The 25,485-nt window shown below is 35.5% G+C and carries 22 protein-coding genes; 20 read left to right on the top strand and 2 right to left on the bottom strand.

From position 1 onward, the window contains the following. Positions 1 to 187 precede the first annotated feature (187 nt). From OQ292_RS02050 to OQ292_RS02030, 5 genes are all read left to right on the top strand, one after another. A complete protein-coding gene (locus OQ292_RS02050; protein ID WP_284684385.1) occupies positions 188 to 3,358 on the top strand; it encodes a SusC/RagA family TonB-linked outer membrane protein in 3,171 nt (1,056 codons plus the stop codon). 35 nt (positions 3,359 to 3,393) lie between these two features. Continuing rightward, complete coding sequence (locus tag OQ292_RS02045) at positions 3,394 to 4,881, top strand: SusD/RagB family nutrient-binding outer membrane lipoprotein (protein WP_284684384.1); 1,488 nt, start codon at positions 3,394 to 3,396, stop codon at positions 4,879 to 4,881. A gap of 25 nt (positions 4,882 to 4,906) precedes the next feature. Further along, complete coding sequence (locus OQ292_RS02040; protein ID WP_284684383.1) at positions 4,907 to 5,485, top strand: hypothetical protein; 579 nt, start codon at positions 4,907 to 4,909, stop codon at positions 5,483 to 5,485. Positions 5,486 to 5,624: 139 nt separating this feature from the next. After that, entirely contained in the window at positions 5,625 to 6,338 is a 714-nt protein-coding gene (locus tag OQ292_RS02035; protein ID WP_284684382.1) for a hypothetical protein, read from the top strand. Between the two features lie 31 nt (positions 6,339 to 6,369). Then, positions 6,370 to 6,939 carry a hypothetical protein gene (locus OQ292_RS02030; protein ID WP_284684381.1) on the top strand — a complete coding sequence of 190 codons (570 nt, stop codon included), beginning with the start codon at positions 6,370 to 6,372 and terminating at the stop codon, positions 6,937 to 6,939. 40 nt (positions 6,940 to 6,979) lie between these two features. Here OQ292_RS02030 and OQ292_RS02025 read toward each other — a convergent pair whose 3' ends face one another. Then, the gene (locus OQ292_RS02025) at positions 6,980 to 7,816 is read right to left on the bottom strand and encodes a transglutaminase family protein (protein WP_284684380.1); all 837 of its coding nucleotides are present in this window, start codon (positions 7,814 to 7,816) and stop codon (positions 6,980 to 6,982) included. 179 nt (positions 7,817 to 7,995) lie between these two features. On the opposite strand from OQ292_RS02025, the gene OQ292_RS02020 reads away from it, so the two are divergent. The 13 genes from OQ292_RS02020 (at position 7,996) to OQ292_RS01960 (ending at position 19,845) form a co-directional block, all read left to right on the top strand. Beyond that, the gene (locus OQ292_RS02020; protein WP_284684379.1) at positions 7,996 to 8,382 is read left to right on the top strand and encodes a nuclear transport factor 2 family protein; all 387 of its coding nucleotides are present in this window, start codon (positions 7,996 to 7,998) and stop codon (positions 8,380 to 8,382) included. Between the two features lie 15 nt (positions 8,383 to 8,397). Next, positions 8,398 to 9,234, top strand: a complete 837-nt coding sequence (locus OQ292_RS02015; RefSeq protein WP_284684378.1) for an alpha/beta hydrolase — start codon at positions 8,398 to 8,400, stop codon at positions 9,232 to 9,234. Positions 9,235 to 9,534: 300 nt separating this feature from the next. After that, positions 9,535 to 10,344, top strand: a complete 810-nt coding sequence (locus OQ292_RS02010) for a glycosyltransferase (RefSeq protein WP_284684377.1) — start codon at positions 9,535 to 9,537, stop codon at positions 10,342 to 10,344. 68 nt (positions 10,345 to 10,412) lie between these two features. Further along, on the top strand, positions 10,413 to 10,928 hold the full coding sequence (locus tag OQ292_RS02005) for a tetratricopeptide repeat protein (protein ID WP_284684376.1): 516 nt from the start codon (positions 10,413 to 10,415) through the stop codon (positions 10,926 to 10,928). Between the two features lie 2 nt (positions 10,929 to 10,930). Next, entirely contained in the window at positions 10,931 to 12,232 is a 1,302-nt protein-coding gene (locus OQ292_RS02000) for a M1 family aminopeptidase (RefSeq protein ID WP_284684375.1), read from the top strand. A 277-nt stretch (positions 12,233 to 12,509) separates the two neighbouring features. Beyond that, complete coding sequence (locus tag OQ292_RS01995) at positions 12,510 to 13,820, top strand: vanadium-dependent haloperoxidase (protein ID WP_284684374.1); 1,311 nt, start codon at positions 12,510 to 12,512, stop codon at positions 13,818 to 13,820. Positions 13,821 to 13,919: 99 nt separating this feature from the next. Further along, a complete protein-coding gene (locus tag OQ292_RS01990; RefSeq protein WP_284684373.1) occupies positions 13,920 to 14,363 on the top strand; it encodes a hypothetical protein in 444 nt (147 codons plus the stop codon). A 119-nt stretch (positions 14,364 to 14,482) separates the two neighbouring features. Then, positions 14,483 to 15,316 carry an SIR2 family NAD-dependent protein deacylase gene (locus OQ292_RS01985; RefSeq protein ID WP_284684372.1) on the top strand — a complete coding sequence of 278 codons (834 nt, stop codon included), beginning with the start codon at positions 14,483 to 14,485 and terminating at the stop codon, positions 15,314 to 15,316. A gap of 279 nt (positions 15,317 to 15,595) precedes the next feature. After that, a complete protein-coding gene (locus OQ292_RS01980; protein ID WP_284684371.1) occupies positions 15,596 to 17,470 on the top strand; it encodes a hypothetical protein in 1,875 nt (624 codons plus the stop codon). A 21-nt stretch (positions 17,471 to 17,491) separates the two neighbouring features. Then, positions 17,492 to 18,082, top strand: a complete 591-nt coding sequence (locus OQ292_RS01975) for a Crp/Fnr family transcriptional regulator (protein WP_284684370.1) — start codon at positions 17,492 to 17,494, stop codon at positions 18,080 to 18,082. A gap of 109 nt (positions 18,083 to 18,191) precedes the next feature. Further along, the gene (locus OQ292_RS01970; RefSeq protein ID WP_284684369.1) at positions 18,192 to 18,590 is read left to right on the top strand and encodes a nuclear transport factor 2 family protein; all 399 of its coding nucleotides are present in this window, start codon (positions 18,192 to 18,194) and stop codon (positions 18,588 to 18,590) included. A 14-nt stretch (positions 18,591 to 18,604) separates the two neighbouring features. Continuing rightward, positions 18,605 to 19,180, top strand: coding sequence for an O-methyltransferase (locus OQ292_RS01965; RefSeq protein ID WP_284684368.1), 576 nt, complete (start codon positions 18,605 to 18,607; stop codon positions 19,178 to 19,180). A gap of 182 nt (positions 19,181 to 19,362) precedes the next feature. Beyond that, entirely contained in the window at positions 19,363 to 19,845 is a 483-nt protein-coding gene (locus OQ292_RS01960; protein WP_284684367.1) for a GNAT family N-acetyltransferase, read from the top strand. A 57-nt stretch (positions 19,846 to 19,902) separates the two neighbouring features. Here OQ292_RS01960 and OQ292_RS01955 read toward each other — a convergent pair whose 3' ends face one another. Then, entirely contained in the window at positions 19,903 to 22,257 is a 2,355-nt protein-coding gene (locus tag OQ292_RS01955) for an ABC transporter permease (protein WP_284684366.1), read from the bottom strand. A gap of 447 nt (positions 22,258 to 22,704) precedes the next feature. Between OQ292_RS01955 and mdh the strand changes: the two genes are divergently transcribed. Together mdh and OQ292_RS01945 are read left to right on the top strand one after the other, a co-directional pair. After that, positions 22,705 to 23,631 (top strand): malate dehydrogenase, encoded by a 927-nt coding sequence (gene mdh / locus OQ292_RS01950; RefSeq protein ID WP_284684365.1) that lies wholly within the window; start codon positions 22,705 to 22,707, stop codon positions 23,629 to 23,631. Positions 23,632 to 23,852: 221 nt separating this feature from the next. Beyond that, positions 23,853 to 25,334 carry a TolC family protein gene (locus OQ292_RS01945; RefSeq protein ID WP_284684364.1) on the top strand — a complete coding sequence of 494 codons (1,482 nt, stop codon included), beginning with the start codon at positions 23,853 to 23,855 and terminating at the stop codon, positions 25,332 to 25,334. The last annotated feature ends 151 nt before the right edge of the window (positions 25,335 to 25,485 follow it).

Below are 25,485 nucleotides of genomic sequence, written 5' to 3'. Positions count from 1 at the left end.
AAAACAGGGGAGACTTTTTTGCCCTAAAAATAACCAATTCCTAGTGATGTATTTTCAATTGATTTTTTGCCAAATTTGAAGAAATCCTACCCGCAATAACAACATATTTCTGGGTGTCAAATTAATTTTTTAACAAATCATTTTTCGTATGATTAAATCATTACAGATTTGCTTCAGGCTCTTTTGTATGTCAGCTTTTTGTCTGATTTCTCAATTGAGTCTGGCACAGGAAAGAACAATAACCGGTACTGTCTTTTCTGAAGAAGATAAATCACCACTTCCGGGAGTTTCCATTTTGCTAAAAGGTACCTCACAAGGAACAGTAACAGATGTGGATGGAAAGTACAGAATTGCATTACCATCGGGAACAACAACTTTGGTAATGAGCTATGTTGGCTACGAAACTGCCGAAGTAGAAATCGGAAATAACTCCGTAATAGATTTCACCTTAAAATCAAGTAATCAGGTACTTTCAGAAGTAATTGTTACCGCTGTAGGAATCGAAAGATCTAAGAAAGCACTGGGCTATGCAGTAACTGAAATTAAAGGTAAAAGCATTGCACAAAAAGCAGAGTCGGATGTAATTAGATCATTATCTGGTAAAATACCGGGTGTAAATATTCAAGGTTCAAACGGTTCGCCAGGTGCCTCAACCAATATCAACATTAGGGGAATTTCATCTTTAAAAGGAAGTAATCAGCCATTATTTGTTGTAGATGGAATCCCCTTTGATAATTCCAGTATTAGAACAGATAATACTTTGGTTTCTGGTGCACCTTATGCCAACAGGGCTTCAGATATCGACCCCAACGATATTGAATCTATAAGTGTGCTAAAAGGAGCCGCTGCGGCGGCACTTTATGGAGAAAGGGCAGCAAATGGTGTAATTTTAATCACTACAAAATCTGGGGTTTCGGGTTCTAATAAAGGCTTAGAAGTAACTCTTAGAAGTTCTTATACCATAGAAAAAGTTGCTGGAATTCCTGAATTGCAGAGCCGATTTGGGCAAGGAGGAACTACCGGAGGTGGTTCGGGTATTTTTAGTAATGCCTTTTTTGGTAGTTGGGGACCATCTGTAAACGATCTTGATTCTATCTGGGATTGGCAAAACAATCGAGTTGCTTATCAATTGTATCCAAACAATGTTAAAGACTTTTTTAAAACAGGTTCTAATCTAGAAAACTCTATTTCTATAAGAGGAGGAAATGAGAAAGCAAATTTGGTAGTAACTGCGAGTAATGTTTATACACAAGGTATGATACCAAATTCTGAACTCACAAGAACAAACATTAAAGTAGGTGGAAATGCTCAGTTGGATAATGGTTTGTACATTGGTGGAGCTGTAACCTATATAGATTCTGACCAACAAGGAGCTCCTACAGGTGGTGGTGGCGTTGTCCGTTCAGGCTTTTCTACTCAGCTATGGTATATGCCTCGCTCTTACGATCCTTATCAATATCCATATATTACAGAAAGTAATGAAGATAATCACTACAGATCAGGTGAAGATCACCCATTGTTTTCAGTATACGAAAACCCTTATACTTCACGCTTAAACAGGGTTTTTGCTAATGCACATATAGGTTATGATATTACCGATTGGCTAAATGTGAGCTACAAAATAGGCATGGATACCTATAACCAAACCAATAAACAAGTTTTTGCACCATCTTCTCAGGCTGATAATGGCATCGGTTCCATTACACAAGACGAGTATTATTTCCGCCAGATTGAATCGAACTTAATCGTAACTGCAGAAAAAGATCTTAATGAAGATTTCCACATTAGAGGTACTTTTGGGCATAACATCAACCAACAAGAGTCTGACAGAGAAATTCTTAAAGGAACAGGTATTATTGTTTTTGGGATAGATGATATCGACAATACACAAAATGTAACTCAAGCAAATAACTTGATCAGTACTTATGGTAAATCGCGATTAGTTGGTGTTTTTGGCGACATAAGTCTGGATTACAGAGATTATCTATTTCTGGGTTTAACTGCCCGAAACGACTGGTCTTCTTCGCTTCCATTAGGTAATAACAGTTATTTCTATCCAGCAGCAACTTTAGGTTTCATATTTACTGATGCCTTCAAAATGCAAAGTAAAATATTGAACTATGGTAAATTGAGAGCTGCTTGGGGTAGAGTAGGTCGTGGTGCAGGTATATATGGAACACAAGCAAGATTGTACAGTAGTCCTAATGAAGGTACATTTTTAGGTTCGGTAGTTTTTCCATTTAAAGGCGTTCCTGGGTTGTTAACTCAAGGTAGTTTAGGTAACTCTAACCTTAAACCTGAATTTACTACAGAATTTGAATTTGGAACAGAACTTCATTTCTTTAACAGTAGACTTACACTAGATGCAACTTACTTCGATAGAACCACTACCGATCTGATTTTCTCAGTTTCTCGCTCACCATCTTCAGGATTTCGCTCGCAGGTTACTAATGCAGGTGAGTTAACCAACAAAGGAATCGAGCTAGGCCTAAATGTAACTCCGGTAAAGCTGACTAATAGTTTTCAATGGGATATTTTTGCCAATTTCACTAAAGTAGAAAACAAAGTAACCAAGCTAGTAGATGGTTTGGAAAGACTTTCTCTTTCATCTGTGGGGGCTAATTCGAGTAACTTTACTTCAGTAGGTTCCTATGCTGTTCCGGGTGAACCATATGGGGTTATTCAAGGAACGTCAGTTTTTAGAGATGACGAAGGAAATATGATTGTAGATCCCTCTACAGGATATTACCGTACCAACCCAGATGTTACAGTAATTATAGGTGATCCGAACCCCGATTTTATTTTAGGTATTGGCAATACTATTAGTTTCAAAGGAATAAGCCTTTATGCCTTAATCGACTGGAAACAAGGTGGAGATTTACTTTCTAATACGCTATCAGAAATGAGAGGAAGAGGCGTTTTGGCTTCTACTGCACAAGGTGATGCTCGCCAACAATCTTATCTATTACCGGGAGTGCTTGGCGATGTATTAGGCAATCCGATTTTGGATGAAAACGGCAATAAAATGCCTAACAACAATTACATCGATGCAAATGATTATTACTGGAGAACATCGTCTAATGCACCATCTGAGTTTTCAGTGTATGATGCCACAGTAATTAGACTTCGAGAAGTAAGTCTGGGCTATACCTTACCAGAATCTTTACTTACCAATACTTTTATAGGCTCCGCTACCATCAATTTAATTGGTAGAAACTTGTGGTTTAATGCACCAAATATGCCAGATGGATTTGACCCAGAAACCAACGGACAGGGCTCTGGTAATATTCAAGGTTTGGAGTATGCTTATGTACCCAATGCTAAAAGGTATGGAGTGAGTTTACAGGTAACTTTCTAATCAGTAAAGCATCAAAAACATCAAATTAGATCAACATGAAAAAATATTTTTATAAATGGTTAATAGCTTTAATGCCTGCTATTTTCCTTTCAACATCTTGTAGTAATAGCGATTTTCTCGATATAAATACAGACCCAAATTTTCCTGCTGAGGCTAGTGAAAACTTGTTATTGCCAGCAGCTCAGGCAAATGCCATACTTGGAATTTCTTCTATGTTAGAAAGAGGTGCTGCAACCATGGTACAGCATTACATTAATGGCCGGTTTGATGATTACGGTTTCGATGGCAGTACCTACAACAATGCATGGGGATTTCATTTGTATGGTGGTGGTTTAATCGATTTTCAGACAATTATAGAGCAAGGCGAGGCTAACGGGAATTTTAATTATTCGGGAATTGCCAAGCTACAAAAAGCATATGTTTTTAGTGTTTTGGTAGATTTATTTGGAGATGTTCCTTTCTCAGAAGCTTTAAAAGGAGACATCAACTTCGATCCCAAAATTGACAAGGGCGAAGATATTTATAATGGAATTTTTACTTTAATTGACGAAGGTTTAGCTGATCTTGAAAAAGAGTCTAATTTGACCTTAGCAGATGATGATTTAATATACGGAGGAGATTTGGATGTTTGGAAACGTATGGGAAATTCATTGAAGTTAAAAATGTATAACCAAATGCGTTTGGTTGACCCAGCGATGGCAACCACCCAAATTAACCAGTTAATGGCTAATGGCAATCTTATAGAATCATCAACCGATAATTATTCACTCAGATACGGAGCGTCAAATACACCAGAAAACAGACATCCGAACTATCAAGCAGATTATGCGGCTGGTAGTTTAGAAAACTCCATGTCAACCTATATGAATAGTGTTTTGGTCGGAAACAACGACCCAAGGTTACCTTTCTATTTTTACAATCAGGCGGCATGTACATTTTCAGGAAGAATAGGAGGAGAAACATCTAGTGCTGGCGACGATGAAGACAGAACTACTTTTGGTATTTATCCGATTGGTGGAAAATATGATGACGGAAGTTGCGAGTCTGTTTCAAGTACATCTGGAGCAGGTGATGGCATTTTTCCTATGATTACCTATACCATGTTGATGTTTATAGAAGCAGAAGCGGCTTTAACATTGGGTACCACAGGCGACCCAGCAGAATTACTTGAGGCTGCTATATCCTCAGCTATGGCAGATGTCTCATCTTTTAGTGGAATGTCTATTGAAGGTGCCGATGATTACATAACAGCTAGAATAGAAGCTTATAATGCAGCTACTACAGACGAAGAAAAGCTAGAAATAATTATGATGGAAAAGTATGTAGCCATGTTTGGCAATGGCATAGAATCTTACACAGATTTTAGAAGAACAGGCTATCCAGATAATTTAAATACGCCTTTATCTACGAGTGGTCCATTTCCTTTGCGTTTCCCAATTCCGCCAACAGAAACGACTGCCAATGCCAATATCTCAACCGAAGTACAGGATGTAACCATTCCGGTTTTTTGGGATGTAAACTAAAATTTGAACATTAAAGGATTTCATAATGAATTATATAAAATCATTTATCAGATATTTGTTTTTCGCTTTGCCAATTTTACTGGTTTCTTGCGAAGAAGATAATCTTTTTACTACTATAGAAGCACCTCAGCCTCAAGTAACAGAAGAAAACTGGGAGGTGAGCGCTGGTGGAGTAACTACAGGTTTTGCAGAAGGTGGTCGCACTTTTCGTCTTCCTAATCCATTAGAGAGTAATTACAGAGACATCAATTTTAATGTTACCATCAACTCCAATGATGCTAGAGTAGTAGATAGCATTTTTGTAGAAATTCAACATTTACCCACTATTTCTTCTAATTCTCCGCAAGGTTGGGTAGGTTACGAAGGTATTAAATTGAGTGATGCTGAAAGAAACAGTTCTTATAATTTTGATTATACACTTAACCTAGACGAATGGTCTGAAGATTATTGGGGGCCGGGTAATTTCTGGATTGCAACCGGCGTGTTTGGCATAAGTCGAGAAGATAACACCATGAGACTGACAGTTGTATTTGACGACGGCTCAAGTGTCAGGTTAGCACAAGTAATGTTTAGCTATCCACTAACAGATGCAGGAGAAGAATGATATTTGTTAACTAAAATTTCATGATCTGGTTCAGATGTTATTAGACAAACTCTTGTATACCCGAAGGGAATTTCCTTTCGGGTTTTTTATTTATCCCATTTTAGTTAGTTTGATGCTTTAATTAGTATAAAAATATAAAATGGACAAACTCAAGTTAATTCCAGAATCAATAATTAGACTTTCATTTAGGTTGTCTGTATGGTTTATTGAGCAGTTTTATCAAATGAAAATTTATGAAGACAAGGTTGATAAACTTAGACAATTGAAACAAGGTACTTTAGGAAGAGAAATTGCAGAATGTTTAGATAAACATAATTTGAGGTTAGTTCCAGGTTATGAATCTCATGATTTAAAACATGTTTTATTAGGCTTTAACATGAATCCAGTTGATGAGATTAGACTCCAAGCATTTATGTTGGGCAATGGAAATGTTACCTTACCTAGTATAACTATCTTTCTTTTCGGTTTTGTTTTATTACCATATAAATGGAGAAGTTTTTATAAAGATTTTATTCAAGGCAGAAACACAATTCCTGTAAAACATTGTTCAATAGAACAGTATGGAGAAAAGGATTTAAATAGCTTGAAACAAGATATAATCAAGAAAGAAATAGTACTACAGCCAATCTTTTCTATGCAACGTTTTGCGAATATGGGTGGCTTGTTAGCTGTTTTTCTTGGTGGTGCAGGAATGCTCTATTGTTTACCATTTTTATTTTCTCCTGTTTTAGAAGATTTAGTTGGAGCAGGTTTTCCATTTGTTGGTGGGGCAATTTTATTTGCGGCTGGGCTAATTAGCTTATCTATCCAAAGTAATAGAAATAATAAGGTAATTAGTGAAATAGCATCATAGGCAAAGCCCTTTTATTTGATTAATTACTACAATGAAGTTTGAAATTAGGTTTGCGACTTTGCTCTTGATATTTAGTGTCTGTTGTAGTATTTGGGAATACTGGATTACTACCAGTTGGCTTATAAATACCATAGAGTTTATTATCATTCCCTTATGTGTATTTTTCTTAATTGTTGCATTACTAATAAATGGAATCAAACATTTTAAAGAATATAAACTAAGAGTATTTTTACCTTTATTACTACTTGTAGTAGTTGTTTATGCAGGTTCGATTCTAACAGAGTTATTTATAAAAATGGATTTCTCATTAAACCGTGAGAAAAGGTATGAGGTAGTAAATTACATTAAAGAACTCAATTTGAATACTAATACAAAAATCAGTTTATCAGATAGGTATGGTAATGTTTCTAAGGCTAATAATACAGTTGATGTATTGCTTGATTCTAGCAATAAATTAGCAATTAAGTTTCTGGTTAAGAGAGGTTTTTTGAACGGTTCAATACCAAATATCTACCTTGTTTATACAGATGATTTGTACTTTAATACACTAAGTGAAGAAAAACTTGATGATCACTGGTTTTTACAAAGAGATAATAATTGAAATTATCATTTAGGTTTGATAACGCATTGATATTAAAAACCTAATACTCCTGAGGGATTAACTCTACTTGTATCATTTGTGATGAAGGATAAACCGCTGGGCCAAACTGATTATAAACAGCTACATCAGCGGCATCACGACCGAAGCCTACTGCTACATAACCTCCTCTTAGTGTCTTTTGAGTGGCATCGAAGGTATACCACCTCCCTCCAATAAATGCTTCGAACCAAGCGTGCATATCCATAGGTTCTAACTGGTGTAGAAAGCCAACAACCATACGGGCTGGAATGCTAAGTCCTCTACATAATGCGATGCCTAAATGTGCCAAGTCGCGGCAAACACCCGATTGTTTCTTGTTTACTTCAACTGCCGATAGCGGGTATTGGCTACTTCCGGGAACATATTTGATATTTTTTTTTAACCAGTTTTCAATAGCACTCACCTGATCGTAACCTGCATTGTACCCAGCGGTAATGGAAGAAGCCATTTCACTAAAACGGTCAGACTCACAATACCTACTTGGTAATAAATAACTCAGTACAGATTCAGGCAAATTTTGAACTTCTACAAAACTAGCTCCGGGAGCTTGGTCAATAACATCAGCGGTTTTTACATCGGCAGAAGTATGAATAGAAAATGCTCCAGGTGGTGCAACAAGTCTTTGGCACAAGTTTCCATAGTTATCTGTAAATTCAACCACAGGTACATTGGGCGAAATTCTATATTCCTCTTTTGCAATCCATTGTTGTGCACCACTTCGTGGCCTTAACATTAGTATAAATGGAGTGGGAATGATAATGTCGAAAGTTAATTTAAATCTGGTTCTAAGCCACATATAGCTAGTTTCAGTAAAATGATATAATGTCAATAGCAACATTCATCCGAATTTAATCTAAAAAACAAACAAATGAACAGCCTGACTTTGTTTAATTTAAAGTATTAGCTTTCTTCAAAAAAAAGACTTAATAGCCCTCTCATTATTTAGAATTTCCGAAAAGTATGTCTAGAAATATTATTTTTATGAATATACTGATTTACACCTAAAGAATAAAAATAATGGTAAAAGTTAGCATGGATGCAGATTGTGGTAACTCACCTAAAGTTGCTTTCCTTAAAACACTCAATATTGCCTTTGCAGAGGGTAATGTAGCACTCATTAGCGATAGTGTAACAGAAAATATTGTTTGGAATATGATTGGTGATAAAAGTATTGAAGGGAAACCGGATTTTGTAAAAACACTCGAAGCCATGAAGGCTACAAAAACCAAAGAGCTAGTGTTAAAAAGTATTGTTACTCATGGAAAAGAAGGCGCGACAAATGGAGAAATGATATTGGAAAATGGAGAAAAATATGCATTTTGCGATGTATACGAATTTAGTAATGCCAAAGGAAGTGCGATTAAAACAATTACTTCCTATGTGATAGAAATAAAGTCTAAATAAATCTGAAACTAGAAGATGAAAAAAACATTAATTTCTGCCCTTTTTATTTGTTGGGCAATGGTAGTATCAGCACAAGAAGCTACTTACAAACTCACCGAAAATGTTCCTTACTATAGCGATGAAGATAGAAAGTCAGACGAGTACATTGCAGAAAGATGCAAGTTGGATATTTACTATCCTGAAAATGTAAAGAATTTCCCAACAATTGTTTGGTTTCATGGTGGTGGTTTAACGGGGGGTAACAAACACATAGACGATGCAATTAAAAACAAAGGTGTCTGTGTAGTGTCTGTTAATTACCGACTTTATCCAAAAATTAAAGCACCTAAATATATAGAAGATGCTGCGGCTGCGGTTGCTTGGGTTTTTAAAAATATTGAGAGTTACGGTGGCGATCCGTCTTTAATCTTTGTGTCTGGACACTCGGCAGGTGGTTACCTCGCCAGTATGGTTGGTTTGGATAAATCTTGGTTAGATGTTTACGATATAGATGCAAACTCAATTGCAGGTTTAATTCCTTTTAGCGGGCATACCATTACCCACATGACGGTGAGAGAAGAAAGAGGTATTCCAGCAACTCAACCAATTGTAGATGTATTAGCGCCGCTTTACCATGTGCGTGCAGATGCACCACCCATGTTATTAATTACTGGTGACAGAGAGTTAGAAATGTTGGGCAGGTACGAAGAAAATGCCTACATGATGCGCATGATGAAAGTTGCCGGGCATACACAAACTCGCCTGATGGAGTTGGATGGTTACGGCCACGGAATGACCTATCCGGCTTATCCATTATTAATCAACGAAGTAAATAGAATTGTAAAAGAACGCAGTGAAACAGGAGGTAAATAAGCCTTAATTTTCATTGGTATAAAGAGAATATAAGCCTCTATTGGTTAACGGTAGGGGCTTTTTTACTTAATATGGGGTCATTCCACCATATATTAGGTATTTTAAGATTGCTCTACCTTTTATAGCTTTGTAAGATACCATCAGTCAGCTCATACTTACAAATACCACTTACCCTTCCAGTGTCGAAAATTCATGTGATTAAAATTTAAAACACTAACAATGTGTGATGCTATCAGCTCATCCAATTAGGATTATTGCGTCCATATAAACCACAATTATCTTAGTCAACTTATTACTTGAATGAAGCTAACCGTTGTAATTTCGTATTATCGAGCGATCGATAACCTTAAGCTTATATTGAAAGGTTTAAACAATCAGAGTGAACGAAACTTTGAAGCCATTATATCAGAAGACGATTATAATGAAGAAACAATCACCTTTCTAGATCATCACAAGCATTTATACAACTTCTCTATTCAGCATGTGCATCAACATGAAGACAAAGGTTTTCGAAAAAATATGATGTTGAATAAATCCATCAAAAAGTCTAAATCGGAGATTATTGCCTTTATTGATGGTGATTGTATTCCTCACAAACACTTTGTAAAAGAGTACATTCAAAACTGTGAACCGGGTTATATTCTGGTTGGCAGAAGAGTAAAGTTGGGGGAAAAAATCTCCTCTTACATCAAAGATAAAACTTGCCTCAAAAGACTCAACTTGCTTTCTCTAATCTTCTCAGATTCTAAATGTGTAAAAGAATGTGTGTACAATCCGCAGTTTCATTTAGCAGCTAAACTTAGAGGTTTGGTGGGTTGTAATTGGGGAATAAGAAAACAACATTTGCTAGATGTAAATGGCTTCGACGAAGACTATGAAAACCCCGGAGTTGGCGAAGATGTAGACATTGAATGGCGCTTACAGCAAATTGGTTTAGAGAAAAAATCTGTGAAAAACCGAGCAATTGTGTACCATATTTATCACCCAAGAACATATACGCACGAAGTTGTTTCTGATAATATGAAAATGTTTGAGCAAAAGAAAAAACAGCGAAATATCAAATGCATAAATGGGCTTAAAAAACTAGAACCGGAATTGGTAAGTAGATAAAAGCACTTTCCTGATTACTCATTCATTTTTGCTATTATTGTGATGATTTAATCAAAAGAAAGTGAGTCTTGAGTAGAAAAACCATATACGAACAAACCAGTCAATTGCTTAAAGAGCATCAGTGGGAAGAAGTGATTCAACTACTAAGCCCAAGGGTGCTCGAACAGAAAGAAGATTGGAAGCTTTACTGGAATGCTGGTTGGGCAAATTATAAAAAAGCTGATTTTACAGAAGCTGTCAACTTATTTACAAAAGCCTGTAAAGTAACCAGATCAGAAAAAGACGAAGCTGTTTGTCTTACCTTTATAGGTATTGCTCAGGTTGAGGCTCAAGACTACCAATCTGCTTTAGAAAACCTCATGGATGCTGTGCTTATTTCAGACAGTAACTTGGCACGTAAGAGTCTGGCTATGACTTTTATGAAGATGGACGACTTGGGTTCTGCTGAAAAAGTGCATCAAGAAGGATTAAAGCTCAAACCCAACGATAAAGAAAGACTGGCTGCCTATGGCAATTATTTAATGGATACTGGTCGATACGATGAAGCTGATGAGATTAAAAAGAAAATCGAAAAACTAGCTTAGTGGTGTCTCAATTTACAAAAATCTTAGTTTTTCTGCTTTGCGTTGTTTGTAACCAAGTTGCCGCTCAAAACAGCGATTTTGATGTATTAAATTATCATCTCAAAATAGAACTTGATATACAAGCAAAATCTGTAAAAGGCGAGGTTGATATTCTTTTTTCGGTTGATGATGCTACTCAACAAATAGCTTTAGACTGTGGCAGTCTCACTGTGGATGCTGTAGACGGAAATTCTGTGGCTGCATTCCAACAGCGAGATCATCAGCTCATTATCCAATTAAAAGATAAGCTGCCTAAAGAAAACTATATTCATATTACCTACCAAGGTAATCCGACTAGAGGCATTCATTTTATGCCTGAAAAGAATCAGGTATATACCTTTTTTTCAACCAGTGAGTGGATGGTTTGCCGAAACCTCATTACCGACAAGGCAAGTATTGCTATGGATGTTATAGTAGATGAAAATTCACAAGCGGTTGCACGCGCCATTGCATGCGGAGACTTGGTGGAACAGAAGAAGTTGGATAATGGCAAAATCTGCTTTAGTTGGGTTCAAAATAACTTAGTTCCTGCTTATACTTTTGGTTTTGCAATTGGTGAGTTTAATCACTCAATAATTAAGCATAATGAAACACTTTTAAACTGTTATAGTGCTGCTTACACAAAAGCACAATTGGATACCATTTTCCAATACACTGCGGATATGATTGATTTTTTTGAAAGTAAAACAGGTGTTGCTTATCAAAACAAGAGTTATAACCAGATTTTAATCGGTAATTACTATCAAGAAATGGCGGGCTTTTCTGTATTGAAAGAAACTTATGGAGCTATGATTTTAAAAGACAGTACAGAAACCAACCTTGTTTCTCATGAGATGGCTCACCAATGGTGGGGAAACAACATTACTTGCGAGCGTTGGGGAGAGTTTTGGCTAAACGAAGCCTTTGCTACTTTTATGTCTGCTGCTTACAACGAGCATCGCTTCGGAAAAGAGAAATATCTTAAAGACATCAATGCCTATCGCGAAGTGTATGAAAAAGTGAAGAAAGAAGGCAACGATAAATCACTAGTGTTTAAAAATTGGAATAACCCAAGTTCGAGTGATAGAAGCATTGTGTATTTTAAAGGGGCTTATGTATTACATCTAATGCGCGAAGAATTAGGTGATGTGGCTTTTTGGAAGGGTGTAAAACATTATAGCAAAAAGTATTTTGGTAAGTCGGTAAATGCAAAGCTTTTCCAACAAGCCATGGAAGAAGCGACCGATACAGACCTACAGCCATTTTTTGATAAATGGGTTTATTGAGGAGATCAAAAATTCTTGTAAATACTATCAATGATTTCTCCCAATTTCCTTAGATATCAGCAAATAAGTTTGTAACTTCATAAAAGAAATCGCCTCCATTACATTTCTACTGATTCAGATTATCATCCATCCATTACATCAATTAAAAGTAGAAAACTCAACCAGTATTAATCTCTAAGAAAATCTTTATCCAGAATCTAAATCTGTATTCTGTTGCATTCATACATACCAGCAAATCTTACTACCCCTTGTATTTTTTAAACTGAAAGATGATGTTATGCGCTACCAAAATTCGAATATTAACAAGAAAGTAATAGGTATTGGTTTTATCAACTTTTGTGTTGTATTGCTGATTTGGAACTCCTGCCAAAGAATGCATGCACCTTATGATGTGCCAGAATCTCGTACAGATAATCAAATTGTTTTAGACCTTAATAAGCTTACTTATACCATTGCAAATGACCACGATCAGTTTTATTCATTTATAGGGGTAAGGGCTTTGGCAATGGTACACTTAGCCATGCACGATATTTTTAATAGCATAGACCCAAAGTTTGAGCAGTATTATTACAAAGAGCAAAAAGAAAATTTCGATCCGGTTGTAGCAGCGGCAGAAGCTACCAGAAATATTCTATTAAAAGCTTATCCCAATAGAGCAGATACAATAAACATGGTTTGCGACCAATGGATAGATATGTCTGTTGATGCAGCATTAAAGAAAGCAGGCATTATGCTGGGCAGAGAAGTGGCGCAAGCTTATATCACCCTTAGAGATAAAGATGGACACGAAAAGCGTGGCGATTATACACCTATGACAAAACCCGGTAACTATCAATTTACCCCTGAGTTTGATTGGGTTTTAATTCCAGATTTTTCTGTGGCCAAACCTTTTACACTTGACTCGCTCACTCAGTTTAGATCGCCAGCACCACCAGCTCTAAAATCGGAGGAGTACATTAGTTCTTTTAATGAGGTAAAGGCTTATGGAGGTAAAAACAGTACTGTCCGCACAGAAGATCAAACAAATTATGCACATTGGTGGGCAGAGTTTGCAGAACACGGCTGGAACCGAATAGGCAGAATTACTGCTGCTGAAAGAAATCTGTCTAGAAATAAGGCAAATAGAATGTTTGCACTACTAAATATGAATCTTTACGATTTATATATGGTTTCTCTAGAAAGCAAATACTTTTACGATACATGGCGACCATATACTGCAATTAGAAATGCAGCAAAAGATGGAAACGCAAAAACAGCAGAAGAGAAAAACTGGGAACCAGAAATGCTTACTCCACCTTGGCCCGAGTATCCCTCAGCACATGCTGCTTGTGGTGCTGCTGGAGCCGAAATTGTAGCATATGTTTATGGTACTCCCAAAGTCTCTTTCACCATGGAATCCACCACCGCGCTCCCTGATGCAAAATACAGGAGTTACAACAATTTAAACAAAGCTGCCGAAGACTGTGCAGACTCTAGGGTAATGAATGGTTACCATTTCAGGTTTGCTACAGACGAAGGTTTAAGGCAAGGTAGAATGCTTGCAAAGCATACGATTAATAACTTTTTAAAACCAGTAGAGGTGGAATGAAAATATTCATAACAAAGTACGTATTCAATTAAATTGCATACTATTATAAACCCGATTGCTTTTGCTTTCGGGTTTTTGTTTTGTTAGAAAAAAAATTAAATGCATCATTTTAAAAAAGTTGTAGCTACGAGTCTTTTGTATTTTCCATTTATTTGGTTGAGTTGTACACCAAAGCAAGAACCTCAACTCGTAGACTTTACTTATCAAAGCTGTAATGCTATAGAAGCAAGTCCAAATGATCTTGGCTTGATAGAAAAAGTACAATTAGAAGATACACTATTACTTAGTATTGGTATGTGTGATAATTGTGGGAATACTAGATATCAAGGAGAAATGGAATTATTAGACAATCAGTTAAGTCTAGAAGTGATACCCATTTATGATACACTTTGGGGAGTAGATGATAATGGAGATTCTCTTTATATGTTAAATGAATTTGTTACAGAATGTGGTTGTTATAAACTATTTAATTTTAAAATAAATCAATCCTCACTGGCCGATGTCGAAACAATTACCCTTAATGGGATGAGGCATTCGAAATGAGACATATTGTTTTATTTTAGAAGAGCCAATTCCTGAAGAGTAAAATCACCGATTTAAGTAAAAAATAACAGAATTTTATTAGCATTGTGATTATACATTTTAATTGATGCAAACTTACAATGAACCAGCTAAAAGAGATTCTTGAAGAGGTCTATGTGAAGGAGAGAAGGAATATATTTACATTTCTTACTGGGGCAGGTGTTTCTGCCGATAGTGGTATTCCAACTTATCGGGGTGCTGATGGTATCTGGGTAAAAGGGACAAAATACCACAAACCAGAAGAGTTTGGTACTTACAGATATTTTAAAGACCATCAAGAAGAGGTTTGGCAGTATACATTATTTCGTAAAAAAATGATTGAGTCTGTAGAGCCTAACGAAAGCCACATAATCCTTTACGATTTAGAAAAACTGTTAGAAGAACGCTTCCACTTAATCACACAAAATGTAGACAACCTACATAGGCGGGCTGGCAACCAAAATATATATGAGATTCATGGAAATTATAGAGAGGTAAAATGTTCTGGTGGTTGTGGAGAAATTTTGCCATTTCCTGTAGATGTTAAAGGAAAAGAATTAACAGAAGAGATAGAACCAGAAGAAATTAAGCATTTAAAATGTCCAGACTGTGGGAGTTGGTTAAGACCTAATATTCTCTGGTTTGACGAAATATATAATGAAAGAACTCACAAAATATATAGTTCTCTCAAAGTAGCAAAAAACAGTGGTGTATTATTTATTCTTGGAACTTCAGGAGCGACAAACCTACCTATAGAAATTGCTAAAACCACACTAAAAAATGGCGGCTATGTGGTGGATGCCAACATAGAAGACAATCATTTTACGACTTTACTTAAAGGCAAAAAGCGAGTTTTAACCATCCGCGAGCAAAGCAAAGACATGCTGCAAAGTATAAAAGAAGTGTTGGAAGAGGTGGTGAATCAAGACCAATGATGAAAAATATGAAATGCATTATTTCGATTTTATTGATAAACCCAATAGTCGTCAATTATCAACGTATGATTATGAAGGTTGGAAGTAGGAAAGTAAAAGTATATAACAAGTTGGTGTTGAGATTGTATACTGAGGTTTTAAAATGTTTTAAAGTTCGAGGTCAAATGAAAACAAAAGCTAATAGGAGTATAGATTTATAACTAAAATTAGTGCTTTTGTATAACTTCGTGCCCACTAAACTAAAAAACGACTTTACACTATTACAAAAGCACAATTAGCATGAAATTTAAATATCTATTACTAATACTTTTAGCGCCATTAGTTTTACAAGCACAGCAAAACTCGCAGACCTACGAAATTAAAAATCCGGGTCCACCACCAGCAAAAGAATGCGAAAGTTATATGGAATTGTACAGGCATTTTCCACCAGAAGTTCGCTATGGATTAAAAGTTGAAAACGGCACCATCTACTTTATTTTTAGAAACGAAGACTACCTAAAGAAAACTTTTAGCTCAAATACAGATGGCATTGCAGTAGATGTGAATCACCGCAACTTAATAACTTGTAATGGAAGAGTAGCTCCAAAAACAAACATTCACTATGGCTATTTACTAGAACCTATGTTTAGAAAAGAGATGTTCGAAAATATGGAGGTTTCTAATGGTGGTTTTATCAAAATTAAATACAGAAAGCTTCCTTCTGGTTTTAATCCAGATATGGTGGAGTGCAATTTATTGATTATCCAAAAGAAATATGCTTGTGGGTATCATGGATTTACAAACCTAGATTATAGCAATTGGGGCATATTAGATATGGGTTTGTATAAAGACTCCATACCGTCAGATAGCTATCATGAGCTAAGCAAAGAGGTTAAAAAAGAGTTGAAGTTTGTAATCCCTTTCGAAAAAAATAAAGTTGCTTTCGAGACTTCAGACATTCAGCCACTTTACGACTCACTTAATTTAACAGACTATAATATCACAGAAATTAATATTAAGGCTTACTCTTCGGTTGAGGGTACTGTTGAGAACAACATGAAGTTGCAAGAAGGTAGAGCTAAAAGTATTATTGATGCTTTACAAACTTACCAGAAACCTGAAATTGTTTCTAATGTTTCTGCCAAAGAAAACTGGGTAGAATTCTTAGTAGATATTACTAATTCTAAATATGAGTACCTATCTAAACTATCTCAAGAGGCTATAAAGCAGGAGTTGCAAAACAAAACTTTGCTTTCGAAACTAGAACCTATTTTGCAATCTCATAGAAAAGCAATGGTGGAGCTAAAGCTCGAAAAGAAGTTTACCGAAATTGAAAATGATCCGGTAAAATTAAAGGCTTTATTCGATCAAAATATTCAAGAAAGTAATATTGAAGAAGCATTATACCTACAAAAAATTATCTTCGAAAAAGTAAGAGATAAGCAGTTTCCAGACGATTATATAGGTAAGCTGGACGTGCCAGAAGAAGTGACTTATGGTGCTTTGCTAAATAATTTTGCCATTTTTGAATATGAGCAAGAAAATTTTGATCTGTATGAAAATATCAAACATTTTGAACGATTACTAGAAATTTTACCGGGAAACCTAAAGGTAAAATACAACCTCTTAGCGCTTAAAATGCAGTCTTGGAACAAGGGAGAAATTGTAACCAACCAAAAGGAAGTAAATAACTCAATTAACGAGTTGCAAAAACTTGGACTTGAGAAGAGTCTTGTTAGAAGACTAAGAATGAATTACTATATCATTCTAACTCAATATAAAGCGCAGGAACAAGATTATAATGGTAAAAGCAATGCGATAAAAGAGGTTTATTTTGCCTATTCGGGAATAGACCTGAATGATAAAGATTTGGTATGTTTAGCTAAATACCTTGCTGTGTATAGTAAGTTTGCATGGGCAGAAGAAGTATTGGCAAAAAGAATTGATGCGATTGATGTAGATGAAGATTTGATATTCTATTATCTAAAATTGACGATTGCCAATAGAGGTAAAACTCAAGACCCGAATTACAGAACATTTATGCTCAATGCGGTTGATAAAAACACCAAAAGATATTGCGATATATTCTTACCAATTTCTCAAGGAGGTTTAACATTTCAACTCTTAGACGACAAGTTTATAAGAGATACTTATTGCGAGGTTTGTAATGAATAGAATTAAAATCTAATTTTCAACATGCCTCAAAATACATCTACATATCATCAACAATTTAGAAAGCACTTAGAAAGAGTGGTGGTGGTAGACGATGAGGCTTTTGAGGAGATAATTCAGAGTTTTTCGATTAAAGAAATTAATAAGAAAGATTATCTCCTCAGACCTTTTCAGGTTTGTAGGTATGAGAGCTACATTATAAAAGGCTTGTTCCAAACCACCATGATAGACGATGAGGGCAGGCAGCACACCTTACACTTTCCGCATGAAGACTGGTGGGTAGGAGATTTCAAAAGCTTTAGAAAAGAACAAGAATCTAATATGGAGATTTTTGCTGTAGAAGATGCCCTGCTTTTGCAAATTTCTAAAAGTGCCATGTATCAGCTTTTCGATATTTCACCAGCATTCGAGCGTTTTTTTAGGATAATGGCAGAAAATGCAGCGATGGCTTTGCAAGACAGACTTTTAAAAAACTATTCGCACAATGCCGAAAGCAAACTTTTTGAGTTTCAAAAAAAGTATCCATCACTAAAAAACAGACTCTCCCAAAAGCAAATAGCCAGTTATTTAGGCGTAACTCCCGAGTATTTTAGCCAAATGGTTAAAAAGAAATAAATTAAAAACGCTTAAGGTAGTTTAATTTTTTCCAAACTCCTGCCATCTAAGTTTGTCACAATCTTGTTGAAGGCAACAGATTAGTATTTTTCACCAGAATAATAAACAAGTGGCAGAACATCCAAATCTTATTTTAATCAATCGGTTTTTTCGTGCATATGCTAAACATGATATGGACGAAATTAAAAAGATTTTTTCAGCGAATATTCAATGGCATATTCCCGGAAAACACCCGCTAAGTGGAACAAAAAAAGGTATTGCCGAAGTAATGGAATATTTTAGTGCGCTCAATAAAGCTCTTTTTCAGGCAGAGTCTATTGTTATGGGAGTAAATGATAATTATGTGATTGATTGCCATAGAAATTGGAGTAATCTAGAAGATGAAGAAAACCTGAATAATATGTCTTGTCTTATGTGGAAGATCGAAAATAACCAGATAGTTGAAGTACATAATTTTCCAGAAGATCAACATGTGGTTGATCAGTTTTTTAATAAAATATACAAATGATAAATCAGTGATAGATGGATGACTTTCAAATAACTTTACCCAAGTACTATCCAGAAATTCAAGCTGCATCTGAACAAATTGGCTTTAATATGCCCTCAGACTTGCAAACAGGTTCTTTGCTTAAAACATTAGTTGCTTCAAAACCGGGAGCTAGCATTCTAGAATTAGGTACGGGAACAGGTTTGGCTTTGTGCTGGTTTGCCGAAGGAATGGATGAAAACTCCCAACTCACAACCATAGATAATAGCGATGCTTTTTTGTCAATAGCTCATAAGTACTTTGGCTCAGACAGTAGAATCAATATTGTTAGTGAAGATGGGAGTAAGTGGGTAGAGTCGAACAAAGCACAAAAGTTTGATTTAATATTTGCAGATACTTGGGCTGGTAAATACACCGAATTAGAAGAAGTACTGGCAATGGTAAAAAAAGGTGGCTTTTATATAATTGATGATATGAAGGAACAAGCCAACTGGCCAGAAGGGCATGCGGAAAAAGCGAAAAAGCTACTTGCGTATTTGGGAAGCAGACAAGATTTTAACATCACCAAAATGAATTGGTCTACCGGAATTGTAATAGCCACCAAATTGTAAATTAGAATAATGGAAGAAGTAAACCCTAGTGAAGTAGCTGTATTTATTAAAAGTGATAATAATTGTTTTACCTGTGCTAATCGTAATTGCAGCTTTTGGCATTCGCAAATTTTTGAAGAAGAGAGGTTGATTGGGTTAATTTATATTTAATTTCCCATTATTAAAGACACAAATCAACTTTTATGCTCATTAGAAAAGCTACTGAAAACGATTATGATGCGGTATGGGAGATATTTAAGCAGGTAATTAGTACTGGCGATACTTATGTTTTTGACCCTAAAACTCCGAAAACAGACTTAGCAAAACATTGGTTTGCTAGCTATATGCATACTTTTGTAGTAGAGGAGAATGGCGAAATTCTGGGCACTTATATTATTAAACCCAACCAAATAGATTTGGGTGCTCATATTGCCAATTGTAGTTATATGGTGCACGCCAATGCGCAAGGTAAAGGAGTAGGAGGGGCTATGTGCAAGCATTCATTAGAGTTTGCCAAAGAGCAAGGCTATAAAGCCATCCAGTTTAATATTGTGGTCAGCACAAATGAGGTAGCAGTAAAGCTCTGGCAGAAATACGGTTTTCAAATTATCGGGACTCTTCCCAAAGGATTTAAGCATATGGAGCTAGGTTATGTAGATGCTTTTATTATGTACAAAGAGCTATAAAAAAAAGTGCTTCAGAAATCTCAGAAGCACTTTTGAATAAATATGTACAAGCAAATATTATTGATCTTTAAGACATTTAGCAGGGTTTAATGTTGCTGCTTTTATAGCTTGAGAACCCACAGTGAGCCAAGCAACAAGTAAGGCTAAAAATCCTGCAAGTGCGAAGAACCATATTTCTAAATCAATTCTAAATGCAAATTTTTCTAACCAACTTTGTATAATCCAGTAGCTAAATGGTAAGGCAATTCCTATTGCGATTAAAACCATTTTGGTAAAATCGCTAGAGATAAGTAATAGTATATTGAAAGAGCTTGAGCCTAGTGCTTTGCGAATGCCAATTTCTTTAGTTCTTCTTTCGGCAGTAAAGGCAGCCAAACCGAATAAACCAAGACACGAAATTAAGATAGCAAAACCTGCAAAGTATTTAGAAAGTGAAGAAACTCTTTGCTCGGCTGCATACATCTTGCGATATTCTTCATCCATAAACTGAAAATCGAAAGTAAAACCCGGGTTGTAAGATTGATAGAAGTTGGTTAATCTATCAATGGTTTCTTTTTCTCTGCCAGCTTCTAATCTTGCCATTACATACCAAGTATTTTCTGGGCTCAGCACAAAGAATAATGGTTTTACCTGCTCATGCAAAGATTGAAAATGGAAGTCTTTGGCAATGCCTACTATTTCGAGTTTATATTCGCCCCATAGGTCGATAGTTTTTCCAATTGGGTCTTCTAATCCCATTACTTTTATGGCAGCTTCATTAAATATAATTTTAGAAGTATCTGTGCTAAAATCACGTGAGAATGAGCGACCTTCTTTCATTTCAATGCCCAGTGTTTCGAGCATATCGTGGTTTACTCGTACATTTTCAAATAATATGTTGGCATCTGGGTCTTTACCTTCCCAACTTACACCACTGGTGTTGCTATTTCTTCCAAGCAATACATTACTAATAGAAGATGCTGCTTTTACACCGGGTTTCTTTCTGAGTTCTGTAAGGAAAGTTTCAGGATTTTCATTTACTTTTCCTTCGGTTTCAAAATAGATTACATTATCCTTATTGTAACCGAGGTTTTTGTTTTGTACAAAGTCAATTTGCTTATAAATCACCATTACAGAAACAATCAACACAACCGATAATGTAAACTGGAAAATCACCAATCCGCGGCGTACCCAAAGTTCGCCTAGAGAAGTTCTTAACTCGCCTTTTAAAACCTTTACTGGTTGAAATCCTGAAAGGTAAAGTGCCGGATAGCTGCCAGATACAATACCAGTTAAAATGGCAATTACCAAGAAGCCTAAAATTTGAACTGGATCAAAATCTAGTAAAATTTGTTTATCTGTAATGTTGTTAAATTCAGGTAGTACTATCCAAACCATCAGCGTAGCAATTACGAGAGAGAATAAAGAAACCATTATAGATTCTCCCATAAACTGAATTACCAAATCATATCTTTTAACACCCAGTGCTTTCTTAATTCCTACTTCTTTGGTTCTTCTAGAAGCTCTAGCAGTTGAGAGGTTCATAAAGTTGATACAAGCGATAATGAGAATGAAAATGGCGATAATAGAAAACATGTTTACATATTCTATTCTGCCACCGCTTTGTTGGCCATTTTCGTAACTACCGTGTAAGTATCTCTCTGAGTATTTTTGTAAAAACAAGGTTACATTAGATTCTTCATTTTTACCCTTAACAAATTCAGCAATTTTATCACTTAGCTCATTGGCATCAGCATCATCAGTTAAGATTACAAATGTTTTTGGTCCATTATTCCCCCAATTTAAAACCCATCCATTATCGTCTTTGTAATCTTCGAAAGACAATACAAAGTCAAATTGGTAAGAAGAGTTGGTCGGGATTTCATCAAAAATCCCACTAACTAAAAAGGTTCTATCATGTTGATATTCAATCTGTTTTCCTATAGCATCTTCTGTGTTTCCAAATAAGCTTTCTGCCAATGATTTAGAAATTACAATTGAGCTTTTATCTTTCAATACCTGATCTGCATCACCTTGAATGAGATTGTATGAAAATATATTAAAGAAATCTTCACCTACATGGTAGCCATTTGCTTTTAGGTTTTTCTCACCAAAAGAAAGGGTGTATTTTGAGATCCAAGTAGTAGTAGCCGCATATTTTATTTCAGGAATTTCATCTTTTAAACCTTCTGCAAGCACTCCGGGAGTAGAGGTGGTTGTCATTATATTATCTGCATACTTCTGGTGTTCCATTACCTGATAAAGACGATCGTCTTGCGCGTGAAAGCGGTCTACTTTTAATTCATCATTTACCCATAAAAAAATAAGCATGGTACAAGCTAAACCTGTAGAAAGACCTGTAAGATTGATGAAAAGTGAACTTTTGAATCTTTTAAAACTCCTGAGAGCTAGAAGTATATGATGTTTGAGCATAATGAGGTAATGAAAAATTAACAGTATTTATCTAGAGACATATAGAATTCTTATTGGTTGCATGTGTTTCTACTTGCATACTTGAATTTGTAGCATACGTTACCGAATATTTAGATTATTTTTTAGATTTTACAAGAGCAGTTTTATTAAGGGATAGAAAACAGCAAGTGTTAATTTTTAGATTTAGAATTTCCTTATACAAATCTCAAAATATGATAAAAATCATTTTTAGGAAATACTGAAAATCATAGCGTATATGGAATAAAATTGCCCCAAAAGAGGGGGTTTAAGGCAAATAAATTGAAAAATAGAAAAAATCGATGATTTGGTTAAATTCTTTGCTCAACAGAGCTATAAAGCATTTGAATTAATTGCAGTTGCCTTAATGCTAGTTTATATTAGCAACAAATTAATCCTAACATAAAATTTATAAACATATAAACAACTATGAAAGTAACCGTAGTAGGTGCAGGAAATGTTGGTGCAACCTGTGCTGATGTTTTAGCATATCGCGAAATAGCCAACGAAATCGTTTTAGTAGATATTAAAGAAGGTGTAGCAGAAGGAAAAGCGCTTGATATCTGGCAAAAAGCACCAATCAATGTTTACGATTCAAGAACTATTGGATCAACCAACGATTATGAGAAAACTGCTGGTTCAGATGTTGTAGTTATTACTTCAGGTTTACCTAGAAAACCTGGTATGTCTCGTGACGATCTTATCTCAACTAATGCTAAAATTGTAAGTTCTGTTACAGAAAATGTAGTAAAATATTCACCTGAAGCAAAAATTATTGTAGTATCAAACCCTCTTGATGTGATGACTTATGCAGCACACATCAAATCTGGTTTCCCAAGAACTAAAGTAATGGGTATGGCTGGTATTCTTGATACTGCTCGTTACAGAGCTTTCTTAGCAGAAGCACTTAACGTTTCTCCTAAAGACATTCAGGCTGTATTAATGGGTGGTCATGGTGATACTATGGTTCCACTTCCAAGATATACAACTGTTGGTGGTATTCCAGTAACAGAGTTGATCGATAAAGAAAAACTTGATGCTATTGTACAAAGAACTAAAGTTGGTGGTGGCGAATTAGTGAAATTGATGGGTACTTCTGCATGGTATGCGCCAGGTTCTGCTGCTGCTCAAATGGTAGAAGCAATTGTAAAAGATCAAAAACGTGTATTCCCAGTTTGTATTAAACTAGAAGGTGAGTACGGTATTGATGATGCATACCTTGGTGTTCCAGTAATTTTAGGTGCTAATGGTATCGAAAAAGTAATTGAACTTGATCTTAACGAAGAAGAAAAAGCATTGCTCGAAACTTCTCGTGGTCACGTAAAAGCTGTAATGGAAGTATTGGATAATATGTAATATCCACCCACTTTATTAAATACAGTTTTAAGCTGTTTCAGACATTCTGCTTATTTTCGAATAAACAGGCTGTTTTGAAACAGCTTTTTTGTTGAATTGTACTGTTCACAAAATTTATTATCCTTTCAAGTAATAAATCATTCCTTATTACGACCAATCGTGTAGTTTAGAGCTCAGAAAATAAGTGAAACTGAGGTCAATTATTTAAGGTCAAGATTGATATGAAAATACGCACACTTTTTAATTTCTTATTTTTATTACTATTACCATTATTACTTAATGCACAAACAGAACAAGGGGAGGGGAAAGAGTGGAGTTTACGCGAATGTTTAGATTATGCCTTGCAAAACAACTTGGATGTTCAGTTATCTAAACTAAATATTGCAGATAACAAAGCTTTATTAGAACAAGCAAATTTTGCGAGATTACCAAACCTAAACGGTTTTGCTAGTCATAGTTATAACTGGGGTCGTTCTTTTGATGTTTACACCAATGCACCAATTACCCAACGTGTAAGATCAAACAATTTTGGGGTTAGCTCTAACCTTACACTTTTTAACGGTATGCAAATACATAATACTGTTAAGCAGAGCCAGCAGAATTATAATGCCAGCAAAGCCGATATGGAAAAAGCACAAAATGACCTCATGCTCAATGTGGTTTCTTTGTACTTGCAGATTATGTTCGACCAAGAAAATCTCGATAACTCTCAAAGGTTATTGGGAAATACAGAATCTCAAATAGAGCGAACAGAGAAACTGGTAAATGGAGGAGTTTTAGCAGAAACCAACTTACTCGAATTATTAGCTCAAAAAGCTACAGATGAAGTGCAGGTGGTAACTAATGAGAATGCTTTGGCATTTTCAATTTTGAGTTTAAAGCAACTCTTGCAAATTCCATATGAAGAGCCATTTGATATTATAATTCCAGAGATAGCAGACCCTGAATCAGATTTATTGATAGAGAGTGCTTCGGAGATTTATAACACTGCTGAAGCAACCATGCCTGAAGTACAAAGTGCAGATTTAAATATTATGAGTGCTGAGACAGGAGTTAAAATAGCTCAAGGTGCTTACTATCCTACATTAACATTACAAGCGGGTGTTAATACCTTCTTTTCAAGTGCACAGGCGGTACAGTATTCTTCTGAAGTGATTGGATACGAAGAAACTGCCATTGGCTATATCAACATTCCTGCAGATTTATCACCAGATGGTGTGCCGATACAATATCCTGTGTTTAGTCAGTATCCTCAAACACAAATTATAGAATCAGACTTTTTGTTTTGGGATCAGTTAGAAGAAAGTTTGAGAAAAAGCATCGGGTTTAACCTATCTATTCCTATTTATAATAGGCATCAAGTAAAAACAGGAGTAAACCGTGCTAAAATTCAATACCAGAGAGCTCAAGTAACTTCTAAGCAAGTAAAAAACCAGTTGAGACAAACGATAGAAACTGCTAGACAAGATGTACTTGCTGCCAGTAAGACATTTGATGCAAACCAGAGAAGACTGGAATCTTTACAAGAGACATTTAGAATAACAGAGTCGCAATTTAATATAGGTGCGGCTAACCAAACAGATTACAATGTTGCCAGAAATAATATGATTAATGCCCAATCGGACTTAGTTAGAACAAAGTACGATTATGTGTTTAAGATGAAAGTACTCGATTTCTATTTAGGCAAAACATTAGAATTTTAATTTAAATAAATAATTTTTATAACCTTAACACTAAAATCCCTTTGCGTATCGCTAAAGGGATTTTTTTTTGCTAAAAAGCAGATAGCAACTCTATTCTTTAAAATTTATTATATTTAGAGTAGAAAGCTTTTATTTTTGTAACAATAAAATA

Source organism: Chondrinema litorale (genome assembly GCF_026250525.1).
GTDB classification, from domain to species: domain Bacteria; phylum Bacteroidota; class Bacteroidia; order Cytophagales; family Flammeovirgaceae; genus Chondrinema; species Chondrinema litorale.
This window is presented reverse-complemented; position numbering and strand designations above follow the sequence as displayed.

Bases quoted from the DNA above. Each gene is read 5' to 3' on its own strand.
- OQ292_RS02040 (WP_284684383.1), top strand. From the start codon at position 4,907: ATGAATTATATAAAATCATTTATCAGATATTTGTTTTTCGCTTTGCCA.
- OQ292_RS02025 (WP_284684380.1), bottom strand. From the start codon at position 7,816: ATGTTGCTATTGACATTATATCATTTTACTGAAACTAGCTATATGTGG.
- OQ292_RS01990 (WP_284684373.1), top strand. From the start codon at position 13,920: ATGCATCATTTTAAAAAAGTTGTAGCTACGAGTCTTTTGTATTTTCCA.
- OQ292_RS01955 (WP_284684366.1), bottom strand. From the start codon at position 22,257: ATGCTCAAACATCATATACTTCTAGCTCTCAGGAGTTTTAAAAGATTC.
- OQ292_RS02010 (WP_284684377.1), top strand. From the start codon at position 9,535: ATGAAGCTAACCGTTGTAATTTCGTATTATCGAGCGATCGATAACCTT.
- OQ292_RS02015 (WP_284684378.1), top strand. From the start codon at position 8,398: ATGAAAAAAACATTAATTTCTGCCCTTTTTATTTGTTGGGCAATGGTA.
- mdh (WP_284684365.1), top strand. From the start codon at position 22,705: ATGAAAGTAACCGTAGTAGGTGCAGGAAATGTTGGTGCAACCTGTGCT.
- OQ292_RS02020 (WP_284684379.1), top strand. From the start codon at position 7,996: ATGGTAAAAGTTAGCATGGATGCAGATTGTGGTAACTCACCTAAAGTT.
- OQ292_RS02045 (WP_284684384.1), top strand. From the start codon at position 3,394: ATGAAAAAATATTTTTATAAATGGTTAATAGCTTTAATGCCTGCTATT.
- OQ292_RS01960 (WP_284684367.1), top strand. From the start codon at position 19,363: ATGCTCATTAGAAAAGCTACTGAAAACGATTATGATGCGGTATGGGAG.
- OQ292_RS01965 (WP_284684368.1), top strand. From the start codon at position 18,605: ATGGATGACTTTCAAATAACTTTACCCAAGTACTATCCAGAAATTCAA.
- OQ292_RS01995 (WP_284684374.1), top strand. From the start codon at position 12,510: ATGCGCTACCAAAATTCGAATATTAACAAGAAAGTAATAGGTATTGGT.
- OQ292_RS01985 (WP_284684372.1), top strand. From the start codon at position 14,483: ATGAACCAGCTAAAAGAGATTCTTGAAGAGGTCTATGTGAAGGAGAGA.
- OQ292_RS02030 (WP_284684381.1), top strand. From the start codon at position 6,370: ATGAAGTTTGAAATTAGGTTTGCGACTTTGCTCTTGATATTTAGTGTC.
- OQ292_RS01975 (WP_284684370.1), top strand. From the start codon at position 17,492: ATGCCTCAAAATACATCTACATATCATCAACAATTTAGAAAGCACTTA.
- OQ292_RS02050 (WP_284684385.1), top strand. From the start codon at position 188: ATGTCAGCTTTTTGTCTGATTTCTCAATTGAGTCTGGCACAGGAAAGA.
- OQ292_RS01945 (WP_284684364.1), top strand. From the start codon at position 23,853: ATGAAAATACGCACACTTTTTAATTTCTTATTTTTATTACTATTACCA.
- OQ292_RS02035 (WP_284684382.1), top strand. From the start codon at position 5,625: ATGGACAAACTCAAGTTAATTCCAGAATCAATAATTAGACTTTCATTT.
- OQ292_RS01980 (WP_284684371.1), top strand. From the start codon at position 15,596: ATGAAATTTAAATATCTATTACTAATACTTTTAGCGCCATTAGTTTTA.